Raw genomic sequence first — 13,847 nt, forward strand, 5'->3', positions numbered from 1 at the left:
TTACCGCGGCCTGTCGCTGACCTTCCCCACTCCTCGACAGTTCCGGCGCCGCCCTGCCGCCGCGCGCCTCCCCATATCGATTCCTCGCTTTTTGCCCCTTTTTCACCCCTGACCGGAGTGTGCCTGTGTCCACCTCGTCCCCCACCCCGGACGCCGGGGCCGTCGACCGGCGGCGCCTCACCGCGTACCTGCCGCCCTTCTGGGCGCAGATCCTGCTCGGCCTCGTGCTGGGCGTGCTGCTCGGCTGGACAGCCAGAAACTGGAACGTCGACTGGCTCGGCAGAACGCTGGAGGAGATCGGCGGGAACTTCGTCCAGTTGCTGCGGCTGGCGGTCGGCCCGCTCGTCTTCTTCGCGATCGCGATCTCCATCACCAACCTGCGCAACGTCTCCAACGCCGCCCGGCTCGCCGGCCGCACCCTGCTGTGGTTCCTGGCGACCTCGCTGATCGCCGTCGCGATCGGCCTGACCATCGGGCTGATCACCAACCCCGGCGGCGGCACCGGCCTCACCCCGGCCGACGGCGCGGCCCCCGACCCGGAGAGCGAGGGGTCCTGGCTGGACTTCCTCACCGGGATCATCCCCACCGACGTGGTGACGCCGTTCACCAACCTGGAAGTCCTCCAGATCGTCTTTCTCGCCGCCGTCACCGGCGTCGCCGCCCTCCGCCTCGGCGAGCGCGCCGAGCCGCTGATCACCCTCGGCGAGACCGTGCTCGCGCTGCTCCAGAAGGCGCTGTGGTGGGTCATCCGGCTCGCGCCGCTGGGCACGCTCGGCCTCATCGGCCGGTCCATCAACGAGTACGGCTGGGACCTGCTGGGCGACTACGCCACCTTCACCGTCGACGTCTACGTCGGCTGCGCGCTGGTGCTGTTCGGCGTCTACCCGCTGCTGCTGCGGTTCGCCGCCGGGGTCAACCCGCTGCAGTTCTTCCGCGGCGCCTGGCCCGCGATCCAGCTCGCGTTCGTCTCCCGCTCCTCGGTCGGCACGCTGCCGGTCACCCAGAAGGTCACCGAGCGGCTGGGCGTGCCCAAGGAGTACGGCTCGTTCGCGGTGCCGTTCGGCGCGACCACCAAGATGGACGGCTGCGCCGCGATCTACCCCGCGCTGGCCGCGATCTTCGTGGCGGAGATCTTCGGCGTCGACCTGAACATCCAGGACTACGTGCTGATCGTCTTCGTCTCGGTGATAGGCTCCGCGGCCACCGCCGGGCTGACCGGCGCGACGGTGATGACCACGCTGACCCTCTCCACCCTGGGCCTGCCCCTGGAGGGCGTCGGTCTGCTGCTGGCCATCGACCCGATTCTGGACATGATGCGCACCGCGACGAACGTGGCCGGGCAGGCGGTCGTGCCCGTGATCGTCGCGTCCCGGGAGAAAATCCTCGACCGGGGGGCGTACGACAGCGCACGCGGCTTCGACATCGATGACCTGGACAGTGACCCCGTTTCGAAGCCCGAGGTGAAGGCCGCGGCATAACCTCACCACCCCCCGTGCGCCCCGTGAACCCCCTTTGTGTCCGCGTGAACCCCCCTGTGAACGTTTCCAAAGTGGCCCTCGTGGCACTTGACTGGATTTCTCAGCAGGGGGAGGGGTTTGTCGATGACATCGCCGGACATGAGAGTCGAGCCCGCGGCCACCCGCGTTCGTTCCGTCTCACTGCTCGCCGATCATCCCGGCACGCCGTCCGCCGCCCGGCGGACGGCGCGCCTGGCGTTACAGGAGTGGGAGCTCTCCCGCCTCGCCGACGACGTCGAGCTGTGCGTGTCCGAGCTGGTCGGCAACACGGTCCAGCACGCCAAGGGCGTGCGCGGCGAGCGGACGGTGGTGCTGTCGTTACGGTGCTCGCCGAGCTGGCTCATCGTCGAGGTGTCGGACGAGGACCCCACGCCCCCGACGCTGCCCGCCGCGCAGTTGCCGCTGTCGGACAGCGGCCGGGGGCTGTTCATCGTGCGGGCCCTGACGGACGCCACCTGGTGGGCACCCCGCGAGCCGCGCGGCAAGAGCGTCCTGTGCCGCTTCGACTTCGACAGACCGTAGGCCCTCTTGCGGGCCACCGCATTGTGGTCGTCGTGTGAACGCGGGCGCACGCCGTCCGACGGATCCATGCCGCGTGGCGGTCCCGTGAAACTCCCGGTCGGGATGGTTGGAACTGGGCAGAATCCAGGAATCCCCCAGCTCAGGGCCGCACCGGGAGGACCGCTCAGCAATGTCACGCACCAACGTCAGGGCCACGGCGCCACCGCCGCGGCCGGTCCGCCCTGAACTCACCCGCGAGAAAGGCGTCGTCGTCGGCGCCTCGGTGCCCGCCCTCGCGCCCGTCGTGGAGCAGGGCAGCCTCGCCGATGTCCCCTTCGTCAACGCCTATGAAGCGCCCGACGCGGTCGCCATCAGCCGGCGGAACCCGGACGGCACCTGGCGCGACATCACCTGCGCCGAGTTCGCCGCCGAGGTGCTGACCGTGGCCAAGGGGCTCATCGCGCACGGGCTGCGCCCCGGCGACCGGCTGGCCATCATGTCCCGCACCCGCTACGAGTGGACGCTGCTGGACTTCGCCGCCTGGGCCGCCGGCCTGATCACCGTGCCCGTCTACCCCACCTCCTCGCCCCACCAGGTCGGCTGGATCCTGCGCGACGCGGGCGTGCGGGCCTGCGCGGTGGAGGGCGTGCAGGAGGCCCGCACCCTCTCCGCGCTGCGGCCCGACCTGCCCGAGCTGGAGCACCTGTGGCAGCTCACCGCCATGTCCGGCAGCGAGAGCAGCGCCATCGGCCAGATATCCGCCGCCGGACACGAGATCCCCGACGCGGCCGTCACCGAGCGCCGCGCGCTGCTGGCGCCCTGGCGGGCCGCCACCATGATCTACACCTCGGGCACCACCGGCGAGCCCAAGGGCTGCGTCATCACCCATGGGAACCTCTTCGCCGAGGTCGACAACGCCATCGAACTGCTCTACCCCGTCTTCCGGTCCCTCACCGACGAGCCGGCCTCCTCCCTGCTGTTCCTGCCCCTCGCCCATGTCCTGGGCCGCGTCGTCGCCCTCGGCTGCGTCCGCGCCCGGGTCCGCCTCGGCCACGCGCCCAGCATCCAGACCGACGATCTGCTGGGCGACCTCGCCGGCTTCCGCCCGACGTTCCTGTTCGCCATTCCGTATCTGCTGGAGAAGGTGTTCAACACCGGCCGCGCCACCGCCGAGAAGATGGGCCGGGCCGGCTCGTTCGACCGCGCGGCCCGCGTCGCCCGCAAGTACGGCGCCGCGGCCGAGGCCCGCCAGCACGGCACCGCCACCGGACCGGGCCTCGGGCTGCGCGCCGCCCGCACGCTCTACGACCCGCTGGTCTACCGGCGGATCCGGGCCGCGCTGGGCGGCAAGCTCCAGCACATCGTGTGCGGCGGCTCGCCGCTGGGCCGGCGGCTGGGCACGTTCTTCGAGGGCGCGGGCGTCTCCATCTACGAGGGCTACGGACTCACCGAGACGACCGCCGCCGCCACGGTCACCGCGCCCAACGCCCCCCGCATCGGCACCGTCGGCTGGCCGCTGCCCGGCACGGAGGTGCGCATCGCCGCCGACGGCGAGATCCTGCTGCGCGGCCCCACCGTCTTCGGCGGCTACTGGGACTCCGGGCGCGGCGAGGTGACGCCCGCCACCGACCCCGACGGCTGGCTCGCCACCGGCGACCTCGGCTCCCTGGACGAGGACGGCTATCTCACCATCACGGGCCGCAAGAAGGACCTGATCATCACCTCCGGCGGCAAGAACGTCGCGCCCGGCCCGCTGGAGGACGCCCTGCGCGCCCACCCGTTGATCAGCCAGTGCCTCGTCGTCGGCGACAACCGCCCCTACCTCGCCGCCCTCCTCACCCTCGACCCCGACGGCCTGGCCCACTGGCAGCAGGTCACCGACCGCCGGCACGTGCCCGTCGCCGAACTCATCGCCGACCCCGAACTGCTGCGCCACCTCCAGCGCGCCCTCGACGAGGCCAACAGCCTGGTCTCCACGGCCGAATCGATCCGCGCGTTCCGCGTGCTGCCCCGGGACTTCACCGAGGACGCCGGGCACCTCACCCCCTCGATGAAGCTGCGCCGGGCCGCCGTGCTGCGGGACCTTGCCGCGGTGGTGGACGAGCTCTACGAGCAGGAGTGAGGGGTCATTCACGGCCGAAGCCCCCACCCTTGCGGGCGGGGGCTTCGGCGCTCAGTGATCGATACCGACGATCCTGGTGGCTGGTGCCTCAGGCGACGACGGTGACGTTCTCCGCCTGGGGACCCTTCGGGCCCTGGGTGACGTCGAACGTCACGGCCTGGCTCTCCTCAAGAGAACGGAAGCCGTTGGCGTTGATCGCGGAGTAGTGAACGAAGACATCGGGGCCGCCGCCATCCTGGGCAATGAAGCCAAAGCCCTTCTCGGCGTTGAACCACTTGACGGTTCCGGTAGCCATAAGCCCTCCCTGGGCCTAAAAAGGGTCGCCCTGCTCCAGAACCTGCATGAAGCCTGAAAACGACGAAAGCCCGCGGTCACATGCTCCGCAGGCTCGTACTGCAAGGGAAACCAAACTGCAACTCGCTGTGAGCCTAGCACGCGGTGTGCACGGCCGGAAGGGGAGAGATCACCCACGAGGGGGATGCTGTCCTGGCCGCTGGCTCGCATGCCCAGAGGCGTACCCTCCCAAGGGTGACTACACACCACAGGTTTCGCCCCCGTGTCGGCCACATCCAGTTTCTCAACTGCCTCCCGCTCTACTGGGGGCTGGCCCGGAGCGGCAATCTGCTGGATCTGGAACTCACCAAGGACACCCCGGAAAAGCTGGGCGAACTGCTGGTGAACGGCGATCTCGACATCGGCCCGGTCTCCCTGGTGGACTTCCTCCGCCACTCCGACCGGCTCAGCGCCCTGTCCAACATCGCGGTGGGCTGCGACGGCCCGGTCATGTCCTGTGTGATCGTCTCGCAGTTGCCGCTGGACCGGCTCGACGGCGCCCGGGTGGCCCTCGGGTCCACCTCCCGCACCTCGGTGCGGCTGGCCCGGCTGCTGCTCGCCGAGCGGTACGGCGTCACCCCCGACTACTACACCTGCCCGCCCGACCTTGGGGTGATGATGCAGGAGGCGGACGCCGCCGTGCTCATCGGGGACGCCGCGCTGCGCGCCTCCCTGCACGACGCGCCCCGGCTCGGCCTGGAGGTCCACGACCTGGGCCGGATGTGGCACGAGTGGACCGGGCTGCCGTTCGTGTTCGCCGTCTGGGGCGTCCGCCGCGACTACCTGCGCGAGGAGCCGGACATGGTGAACGGGGTGCACCGGGCGTTCCTGGAGTCCCGCGACCTGTCGCTCGTCGAGGTCGGCAAGGTCGCCGAACAGGCCGCCCGCTGGGAGGACTTCGACGCCGAGGCACTGGAGCGGTACTTCACCACCCTCGACTTCCGGCTGGGCGAGCGGCAGTTGGAGGGGATCACCGAGTTCGCCGCCCGCATCGGCCGCGCCGGCGAGGCGGCCCGCGTCGAGCTGCTGCCGCCCCCGGCCGGGAGCCGCTGATGGAGCCGCTCACGGACGAGGACCCGCCGTGGGTCGGCGCGTACCGCGTGCTGCGCCGGCTCGGCCGGGGCGGCATGGGGCAGGTCCACCTCGCGCGCAGCGCCGGGGGGCGCACGGTGGCGGTCAAGGTCGTGCACCGGCACATCGCCGCCGATGAGCGCTTCCGGGCCCGGTTCGCCCGCGAGGTGGCCGCCGCCCGGCGGGTGGGCGGCGCCTGGACCGCGCCGGTGCTGGACGCCGACCCGGCGGCCGAGGTGCCCTGGGTGGCCACCGGCTATGTCGCCGGCCCGGACCTGGACGCCGCCGTCCGGGCGCACGGGGCGCTGCCCCCGCGCACGGTCACCGCGCTCGGCGGGCCTGGCCGAGGCGCTGGCCGCCGTGCACGAACGCGGCCTGGTGCACCGCGATGTGAAGCCGTCCAACGTCCTGCTCGCCCTGGAGGGCCCCCGGCTCATCGACTTCGGCATAGCCCGGGCCAGCGACGCCACGGCCCAGTTGACGGTCACCGGGGTCGCGGTCGGCTCGCCCGGCTGCATGTCGCCCGAGCAGGTCATGTGGCCAGGACATCGGCCCGCACAGCAGGTGAACGAACACCCCACAGAAGCCGCTGTAGGTGGCGGCAGACCATGACTCGTAACTTAAGGGTCAGCTGAAAACACGCTTCAGGTATGTATCCGACCAGCTCGCTGTTTAGTGCGAATCGCACCCAGATCGAGGACGTTTCGCCGCATGCGGTGTACGGTTTACCCAGTACGTCCGCTCCGCAGACTATTGGGTAGCCTTTGTAGTAGGTGTCAAGGATTTGAACGTCTGGTGCAGGCGCTATGCGCACATATGCCGTTCATGTCACCGCGCGGACCCGACATGCCTGTGCTCCCGTTTCGCTGGAATCGTCGGCAGGTGTGGCTGATGCGGTTCCGCTCCCCGCAAGGCTGAACATGCCGATGAGAGTGGCCGATGTCAGGGCGGTAGCCGTTCGATGCCAACTCCCCATCTTTCCTCCTGTTACAAGTTGTGCGAGTGAAGCAACGTATGTGTTGCGGTTGTGGTTGGCCGCAGTCAACTTTTCCTGGCCATCTGATGGGCAAACCGAGGAGTGATCTCTTCGGCGTTCTGGTGGCGAACGCTCTCTGCGGACGGTGAGAGTCGCCGTGACAAGGGGTGGCGTACGCTGGTCCGGCTCCGTCGGAACGAAGGGATCGCACCCATGAGGCAGAGCGCCGAACTCCAGACCGTGCTCGATCGGGCCGCCGGGGGTGGGCGGATCAGCCCCGAGGAGGCGCTGGAGCTCTACCGTTCCGCGCCCCTGCACGCGCTCGGCCGGGCGGCCGACGCGGCCCGGCGGCAGCGGTACGCGGGCGTCGAGCACATCGCCACGTACATCATCGAGCGCAACATCAACTACACCAACGCCTGCGTGACGGCCTGCAAGTTCTGCGCGTTCTACGCGGCGCCCAAGAGCGACGCGGTGTGGACGCGCGACCTGGACGACATCCTGCGGCGCTGCGCGGAGACGGTGGAGCTCGGCGGCACCCAGATCATGTTCCAGGGCGGCCACCACCCGGACTACGGGGTGGAGTACTACGAGCGGCACTTCGCGGCGATCAAGAAGGAGTTCCCGCAGCTTGTGATCCACTCCCTCGGCGCCTCCGAGGTGGAGCACATGGCGCGGATCTCCGGGGTGACCGCCGAGGAGGCGATCCGCCGCATCTCCGCCGCCGGGCTGGACTCGTTCGCCGGCGCCGGGGCGGAGCTGCTGCCCGCGCGCCCCCGGCAGGCCATCGCGCCGCTGAAGGAGTCGGGCGAGCGCTGGCTGGAGATCATGGAGACCGCGCACCGGCTGGGCGTGGAGTCCACCTCGACGATGCTGATGGGCACCGGGGAGACCAACGCGGAGCGGATCGAGCACCTGCGGATGATCCGCGACGTGCAGGACCGCACCGGCGGCTTCCGGGCGTTCATCCCGTACACCTACCAGCCGGAGAACAACCACCTGAAGGGCCGTACCCAGGCCACCCTCTTCGAGTACCTGCGGCTGATCGCCGTCGCGCGGCTGTTCCTGGACAACGTGGCGCACATCCAGGGGTCCTGGCTGACCACCGGCAAGGAGGTCGGGCAGCTCTCCCTGCACTACGGCGCGGACGACCTCGGCTCGGTGATGCTGGAGGAGAACGTGGTCTCCTCGGCGGGCGCCAGGCACCGGTCGAACCGGCTGGAGCTGCTCCACCTGATCCGCGCGGCCGGCCGCGTCCCCGCGCAGCGCTCCACGACGTATGAGCACTTGGTGGTGCACGACGACCTGGCGAACGACCCGATGGACGACCGGGTGGTGTCCCACCTGTCCTCCACGGCGATCGCGGGCGGCACCGCGCACCCCGAGCTCCAGGTCATTCAGAGCTGACCTCGTCGTTCGCCGCCAGGAGCGAGTCGAGGAACTCCTCGGTCTCGTTCCCGGCGGCGGACTCCGGGATGAACGCCAGGGGCAGCCCGAGACGGGCCACCCGGGCCAACGACTCGGCCGGCACGGTCAGCCGGCGGACCCGGTCGATGCCGCCGGAGATGCCGATCCGCACCCGGTGACCCTCCTCGCGCAGGGCCGCCAACTCGGCGATCAGCGGCTCCACCCGGGGCAGCAGGGCATCCAGCACGCTCGGCACGTCGGCAGCGGCGGCACGCAGTCCCCAGCAGCCGGCCTCGTCGAAGAAGTCGGGGCCGACGCCGAGCCGTTCGGTGAGGGCCGCGGAATTCAGCTCGCTTTTCGTGATCAGCAGGGCCGCGGTCAGCGATTCCCAGTTCTCCGCCATGACGTTTCCTCTCGCGCTCGTCAACGCTCGTTGTTGCTGACGCGGAGCTCCAGCGGAATGCCGAGCGACGCGATACGCAGGGCCGTTTCCGGGGGCAGTTCCAGCATCGCGCCCGGGCCCACCCGACCGAATACGGAAAGAGTCACGTCATATCCCTCGGCCGCCAGCTCGCGCAGCACCTCCGCCCGGTCGAACACAGCGTCCACGACCCGGTCGAGCTGCTCCGGCAGACCGAGCGCCCGGTCCGCACAGCGCAGCAGCCACAGCCCGGCCGGGTCCCCGGCCGGATTCCAGCGATCCGGCCCGGGCAGCCGGGTGGCGGTCGGGGCGAGGGCGAGCCGGGTGGAGACGGCCTCGGGATCCAGGTCGTCCTTGCGCACGACGAGCGTGGCATCGGTGTCCACCCAGGACCGTTCCGTCATTTCGTAACTCGCAGTAGTCACCGTGGAATCCTATCTCCGGTCAGTCCACGTCGCGGCAGGCCGCCCAGTGCACATCGCCCATGTTCTCCGAGAGGAGTTCACTCAGGCGCGTGCGGTTGGCCACCGTAACCGAATTCTCGAATACGCTCATGCCGCCCCGGGTGGCCGCGGGGGCGGAGAGCGTGTAGTCGGGAATGACGTCGCCGCCGCGGAAGACCTGGACCGCGTCGGCCGGGAAAACCCCGCCCTCCACCGCCAGCCCGTCCAAGCCGTGCAGGGACTCGCCGTGCTCGGCGTAGAACGAGATGGTGGTGCCCTCCGGAACCACGAACTCCCCGGCGCCGCGCTCCAGTCGGCCATGCCCGGCGAACACCGTCTGGCCGTCCGCGCGGCCGCCCTCGAACACCCGCGTCGCGTAGTAGTGGCCGTCGTCCGACGTCCAGTTGCGGGTGATCTGGCTCGGCCGGAGCTCGGTCAGCGCCTCGCGCACCCCCTCGGTCATCGGCCTGCTGTCGCCGAAGCCGCGGGCCGCCGTGGACGCGTCCAGCATGCTGCCGTCGAAGCCGCGGCGGAGCGTGGTGAAGCCGTTCGTCACCAGGCTCCGGGCGCCACCGGCCAGGTCGCCCAGGCCGCGGGTCATGCCGCGCAGCAGGTCGGGGGCGTTGCGGGCCATGGCCAGCAAGCCGCCGGCGGTGGTGAGGCCCTTGAACCCCGGGATGCAGTCCAGTGCGGCGAAGGCCACGTCCCACAGAGTGGCCTCGCCTCTGGCGTATTTCATGAGGGTGTCGGCGAGGACGACGAGGGCGGCTGCGAGGACGATCCAGGCCAGCGGACCGCCGATGATCATCACCACGATGCCGAGGACCGCGACGATCACCTTGCAGACGTCGACGATGGTGTCCCAGTTCTCCGACACCCAGTGGACGCCCTCCTCCCACCAACTGCGGTTCTGGATACCGGCGTCGGAGGCCGCCTCGATGTCCCGGGCGCACTCGCGGGCGGCCTCCTCGCGCAGCTCCCGCGCCTGGCCTGCCAGTTCGCGGGCGGCGGCGAGGCGCTGCTCGGCCGCGTCCACGCGGGACTGGGCGGCTCCTGCCGCCGCTTCGGCGGCCTGGTGGTCGCGCATCGCGTCGCGGACGGCCTGTTCGTCGGGCGGTTCGGGGGCGTTGCCCCCGTCCTGGAGGCGTTCGGCTTCGTCCCCGGCCCGTGAGACCCAGTCCTGGGCGTCGCCCAGCTCCGTTTGCGCGGCGCGCAGATCGTCCTGGGCGGCGATCGCGCTCTCCAGCGCGCGGTCCGCCATGCCCTGCGCGTTCTCCAGCCTCGGCCAGTAACGCGCCAGCGCCTCGGCGGCCATGTCGTAGGAGTTCCGGAGCTTGGTCAGGTTCTCCGGGACTCCGTCGAACTCCGTACGGAACGCGTCCGCCGACAGCCCCGACCAGTCCGCGATGGCGCGGTCGGAGGCCATGCCCCGGATCTTGCCCAGCGCCTCGCCGACATCGTCGGCGAACTCCTGGAGGTCCTCGGCCAGTTCCCGGACTTCTTCCGGATTGCCGGGGGCCGGGTCGGAGTCCATGTCAACGGGACTCCAGTCGGAAGGACGCGCCATCACCAACACCCCCTGTGCGGACGGCTATGACGTTCCCCCGAGTAAGCCATGTGCGGCGGGCATGTGCCCATGGCAAGTTCGTCACAAAGTCGTAGCGGATACGCACAAGGCGGCGCCCACCCCCGCTTCAGGCCAGTAGAACCAGCTCAGCGAAACAGAGAGTTGACCTCCTCGTTCACCTCCGTGAGGGAGTCGACGGGCGCCTGGCCCGACATCACCGACTCCAGGGCGGGGACCATCAACGAGCCGATGTCGCCCGCGTGGTCGGTGATGGGGAAGAGGAACGTGGTGCCGTTCTCGACGTGGTCGGTGAACGGTGTGACGTCGATGCCGTCCTTGGCGAACCGCTGTCTCGCGATCTCCCATGCTTCGGTGATGGCGGGGAAGACGACGTGGTGTTCGCCGACGACGCGCTGGCAGGCCGGGGAGGCCAGGTACTTCACCCACTCCCAGGACGCCTCGGGGCTGTCCGTGCCCGCCCAGATGGAGTCGGCCAGGCCGTTGAACATGCTGGCGCGCTCGCCGGTGGGGCCGATGGGGGTGGGGGCCAGCCCCGCGTTCAGGTCCTCGTAGGCGAAGATCGTGCTGGTCATCCAGCTACCGTTCATGATCATGGCGGCGTTGCCGGCGGCGAGCTGGTCGGGGGAGAGCAGGCCCTCCTGGGCGGCCAGGCTCGGCATGTAGCCCTTGTCGATGAGGCTGTGCCACCAGGCGATGGTGTCCTGGAACGCCGGGTCGTCGTAGTTGAACTCGCTGCCCCAGGGGTTCCGGTCGGTGGCCTCCCAGCCGTTGGCCGCGGCGTACATCGACCACTGGGCCTGGCCGTGGTTGTAGCTGGGGCCCATCTCCAGCCACAGGCCGTAGGTGCGCACGTTGTTCTTGTCGAAGCCGGGCTCGTCGCCGCGCACGCCGCTCGCGTCCACGGTCAGCCGGGCTATCACGTCCTCGTAGGTGCCGCCGTCCTCCGGGTTCCAGGTGAGGCTGGACAGCTCCTCCTCGGTGATGCCCGCCTCCTCGGTCATGTCCGCGTTGTAGAAGTGGGCCACGGTGTCCCAGTCCTTGGGCAGGCCGTAGCGCCGGCCGTCCTCGCCGATCCACAGGTCGGCCAGGCCCTCCTCGTAGATGTCGAGCGGCACGTCGTCGCGTTCCACGAACTCGTCGAGCGGGAGCAGCAGATCGCGCGTGACGTACTCGGGGTAGTGGGACAGATGGTCGGTGAAGACGTCGGGCGCGGACTCGGAGACGAAGCCGAGGGCGAGGGCGGTCCAGTAGTTGTCCCAGCCGCGCTGCTCGATCTCGATGTCGATGTCCGGGTGCGCGGCCTCGAAGTCGTCGGCGCACTCCTGGTACGCGGGCTGCTGGTTGGCGTCCCAGAGCCAGTAGGTGACGGTCTCACCGCCGCCGTCGCCCGTGGCCCCGCCGCCGCAGGCCGACAGGGTGAGGGCGGCGGCGGCAGCGCCCGCCGTCCACGCCCGGGCGCCCTTTCCGCCGGTGGTGGTCATCGCGTGCGCACCCCCTACTTCACGCCGGTGAACTGGATGGAGTTGACGATCTTCCGGCCGAAGGCGAGGAAGAGCAGCATGGTCGGCACGGCGGCCACCAGGCTCGCGGCCATCAGGCCCGCCCAGTCGGGCCCGGTCCCCGGTGTGGCCGTGCGGAACGCGGCCAGCGCCACGGTCAGCGGGCGCACGCTCTCGTCCTGGCCGACGAGCTGCGGCCAGAAGTACTCGTTCCAGGCGTTGATGAACGTCAGGATGCCGAGCGTGACCATCGGCGCGGACGTCATCGGCAGGATGATCCGGAAGAAGATCCGGAAGTAGCCGGCGCCGTCGATCAGCGCGGCCTCCTCGATCTCCCGGCTGATGCCGAGGAAGAACTGGCGCAGGAAGAACACCGCGAAGGGCGTCATGAAGAAGAACGGCGCCACGATGCCGGGATAGGTGTTGAGCAGGCCCAGGTTCTTGATCAGCGTGAAGTTGGGCAGCATGGTGAACACCGGCGGGACCATCAGCGCGGTGAGGAAGACGAAGAACACCTTGTCCCGGCCGGGCCAGCGCAGCCGGGCGAAGGCGTAGGCGGCCAGCGCGCTGAAGAAGACCTGGCCGGCGGTGATCGCGGTGGAGATGATCAGCGAGTTGCGCAGATAGGTCCAGAAACGCAGCGACGCCCCCGAACCGCCCTCCGCCCGTGCCTCCTCGGCGCTCGCGGTGCCGAGCACCCGCTCCAGCGGCCCGAGCGTTACGTCCACCGGGAGCGGCGAGTCGGGGTCGGTGAACAGCACGCGGTTGTTGGACAGGGCGGTGCGCAGCATCCACAGGAACGGCGCGACGGTGATGACGAGGAAGAGGATGAGAACGGCCCAGGCCAGGACCCGTCCGGGGCTGAACGGGCGGCGCGGGCGTCGGCGTCGCGGCGGCGGGTTCGAACCCGCCGGGTCGGCGGTGGCCGGCTGGACGACCGCGGTCATGACACGCCCCCTTCAGGACTGGTCGGACTCGCCGGCCCGCAACAGCTTGAGCTGCGCGAACGCGACGCCGGCGAGGATGAGGAACAGGACGACCGAGATCGCCGAGGCGTAGCCGAAGTCGAAGCGGGTGAACGCCTGGTCGAAGATGTAGTACTGGATCACGCGGGTGGAGTCGACGGGCCCGCCCTGGGTCGTCACCGCGACGGTGTCGAAGACCTGCCAGGAGCCGATGACCGTCAGGACGAGGACCAGCGCGAGGACCGGCCGCAGCAGCGGCAGGGTGATCCGGAAGAAGACGCGCAGCTCGCCCGCGCCGTCCACGGCCGCCGCCTCGTACACGTCGCGGTTGATCGTCTGGAGCCCGGCGAAGATCAGTAGCGCCGTGTAGCCCATGTGGCGCCACACGTTGATCCCCGCGATGGTGGGGATGGCCCAGTCCGGGTCGCCGAAGAACCCGATGGCGTCGACGCCCGCCCAGCCGAGCATCTGGTTGATGACGCCGAGGCTGTAGTCGGACATCCAGTACCAGACCAGCGCCACCACGACGTTGGATATGAGGTACGGCAGCAGGACGACGCCGCGGATCAGCGTCGAGCGGGTGAGGCGGTGGAGGAGGACGGCGATGCCGAGCGCGACGACGGTCTGGACGCCGATGTTGATCACGACGTACTCGAGGGTGACCCACAGGGAGTTCCAGAAGACGTCGTCCTCCAGCAGCCTGCGGTAGTTGTCCAGGCCGCTGAACTCGGGCGCGCTGAGCAGGTCGTAGTCGGTGAGGCTGAGATACAGGCCGCGCAGGGTGGGCCAGGCGAAGAAGGTCAGGAAGCCGAGCAGGGCGGGGGCCAGGAAGACGAGCGCGACGCGCGTCTCCCGGCTGCGCCAGCTCGGCGCGTCGTTGCGGTGGGGGATGTCTTTGGCCAGGGCAGCCACGGCACGCACCTCCTTGTGCTCATGCCGCACCGGAATCCGTTGACGGTGAGCGGGAATGCTGCCACTCGGCCGGGCCCTGTCAAGACGCGGAG

At 70.1% G+C, this 13,847-nt stretch carries 12 protein-coding genes and 1 pseudogene; 6 read left to right on the forward strand and 7 right to left on the reverse strand.

Features of this window, described 5'->3' with window-relative positions; genetic code table 11:
• The first annotated feature begins 125 nt into the window (after positions 1-125).
• The 3 genes from RM590_RS29455 to RM590_RS29465 all read left to right on the forward strand — a co-directional run bounded on the left by RM590_RS29455 (position 126) and on the right by RM590_RS29465 (position 4,140).
• Entirely contained in the window at positions 126-1,478 is a 1,353-nt protein-coding gene (locus RM590_RS29455; protein WP_394814001.1) for a dicarboxylate/amino acid:cation symporter, read from the forward strand.
• A 138-nt stretch (positions 1,479-1,616) separates the two neighbouring features.
• Positions 1,617-2,039: an ATP-binding protein gene (locus tag RM590_RS29460; protein WP_311707801.1), complete on the forward strand. Its 423-nt coding sequence runs from the start codon at positions 1,617-1,619 to the stop codon at positions 2,037-2,039.
• Positions 2,040-2,208: 169 nt separating this feature from the next.
• Complete coding sequence (locus RM590_RS29465) at positions 2,209-4,140, forward strand: AMP-dependent synthetase/ligase (RefSeq protein ID WP_311707802.1); 1,932 nt, start codon at positions 2,209-2,211, stop codon at positions 4,138-4,140.
• An 88-nt stretch (positions 4,141-4,228) separates the two neighbouring features.
• On the opposite strand, the gene RM590_RS29470 is transcribed toward RM590_RS29465, so the two are convergent.
• The gene (locus tag RM590_RS29470; protein WP_311707803.1) at positions 4,229-4,435 is read right to left on the reverse strand and encodes a cold-shock protein; all 207 of its coding nucleotides are present in this window, start codon (positions 4,433-4,435) and stop codon (positions 4,229-4,231) included.
• Between the two features lie 233 nt (positions 4,436-4,668).
• Here RM590_RS29470 and RM590_RS29475 point away from each other — a divergent pair, with 233 nt between their 5' ends.
• From RM590_RS29475 to mqnC, 3 genes and pseudogenes are all read left to right on the forward strand, one after another.
• Entirely contained in the window at positions 4,669-5,526 is an 858-nt protein-coding gene (locus tag RM590_RS29475; protein WP_311707804.1) for a menaquinone biosynthetic enzyme MqnA/MqnD family protein, read from the forward strand.
• Positions 5,526-6,111 (forward strand): annotated as a pseudogene (locus RM590_RS29480) (serine/threonine-protein kinase); the annotation flags it as partial. The gene RM590_RS29475 and the pseudogene RM590_RS29480, both read left to right, overlap by 1 nt.
• A 622-nt stretch (positions 6,112-6,733) precedes the next feature.
• A complete protein-coding gene (mqnC, locus tag RM590_RS29485; RefSeq protein WP_311707805.1) occupies positions 6,734-7,927 on the forward strand; it encodes a cyclic dehypoxanthinyl futalosine synthase in 1,194 nt (397 codons plus the stop codon).
• Here mqnC and RM590_RS29490 read toward each other — a convergent pair.
• The 6 genes from RM590_RS29490 to RM590_RS29515 form a co-directional block, all read right to left on the reverse strand.
• Positions 7,914-8,330 carry a hypothetical protein gene (locus RM590_RS29490; protein ID WP_311707806.1) on the reverse strand — a complete coding sequence of 139 codons (417 nt, stop codon included), beginning with the start codon at positions 8,328-8,330 and terminating at the stop codon, positions 7,914-7,916. The two genes, mqnC and RM590_RS29490, sit on opposite strands and share 14 nt — an antisense overlap.
• A 20-nt stretch (positions 8,331-8,350) precedes the next feature.
• Positions 8,351-8,773: a DUF4279 domain-containing protein gene (locus RM590_RS29495; protein ID WP_311707807.1), complete on the reverse strand. Its 423-nt coding sequence runs from the start codon at positions 8,771-8,773 to the stop codon at positions 8,351-8,353.
• A 19-nt stretch (positions 8,774-8,792) separates the two neighbouring features.
• Complete coding sequence (locus RM590_RS29500) at positions 8,793-10,325, reverse strand: WXG100 family type VII secretion target (protein ID WP_311707808.1); 1,533 nt, start codon at positions 10,323-10,325, stop codon at positions 8,793-8,795.
• A gap of 179 nt (positions 10,326-10,504) precedes the next feature.
• Positions 10,505-11,860, reverse strand: a complete 1,356-nt coding sequence (locus RM590_RS29505; RefSeq protein ID WP_311707809.1) for an ABC transporter substrate-binding protein — start codon at positions 11,858-11,860, stop codon at positions 10,505-10,507.
• A gap of 14 nt (positions 11,861-11,874) precedes the next feature.
• Positions 11,875-12,825, reverse strand: a complete 951-nt coding sequence (locus tag RM590_RS29510; protein WP_311707810.1) for a carbohydrate ABC transporter permease — start codon at positions 12,823-12,825, stop codon at positions 11,875-11,877.
• A 12-nt stretch (positions 12,826-12,837) separates the two neighbouring features.
• A complete protein-coding gene (locus RM590_RS29515) occupies positions 12,838-13,746 on the reverse strand; it encodes a carbohydrate ABC transporter permease (RefSeq protein ID WP_311707897.1) in 909 nt (302 codons plus the stop codon).
• Positions 13,747-13,847: the final 101 nt, after the last annotated feature.

It is taken from the genome of Streptomyces litchfieldiae (assembly GCF_031845365.1).
Taxonomy (GTDB): Bacteria; Actinomycetota; Actinomycetes; order Streptomycetales; family Streptomycetaceae; genus Streptomyces; species Streptomyces litchfieldiae.

Excerpts from the sequence above, each read along its gene's own strand:
- mqnC (WP_311707805.1), top strand. The coding sequence starts at position 6,734 with ATGAGGCAGAGCGCCGAACTCCAGACCGTGCTCGATCGGGCCGCCGGG.
- RM590_RS29465 (WP_311707802.1), top strand. The coding sequence starts at position 2,209 with ATGTCACGCACCAACGTCAGGGCCACGGCGCCACCGCCGCGGCCGGTC.
- RM590_RS29490 (WP_311707806.1), bottom strand. The coding sequence starts at position 8,330 with ATGGCGGAGAACTGGGAATCGCTGACCGCGGCCCTGCTGATCACGAAA.
- RM590_RS29500 (WP_311707808.1), bottom strand. The coding sequence starts at position 10,325 with ATGGACTCCGACCCGGCCCCCGGCAATCCGGAAGAAGTCCGGGAACTG.
- RM590_RS29510 (WP_311707810.1), bottom strand. The coding sequence starts at position 12,825 with ATGACCGCGGTCGTCCAGCCGGCCACCGCCGACCCGGCGGGTTCGAAC.
- RM590_RS29505 (WP_311707809.1), bottom strand. The coding sequence starts at position 11,860 with ATGACCACCACCGGCGGAAAGGGCGCCCGGGCGTGGACGGCGGGCGCT.
- RM590_RS29460 (WP_311707801.1), top strand. The coding sequence starts at position 1,617 with ATGAGAGTCGAGCCCGCGGCCACCCGCGTTCGTTCCGTCTCACTGCTC.
- RM590_RS29470 (WP_311707803.1), bottom strand. The coding sequence starts at position 4,435 with ATGGCTACCGGAACCGTCAAGTGGTTCAACGCCGAGAAGGGCTTTGGC.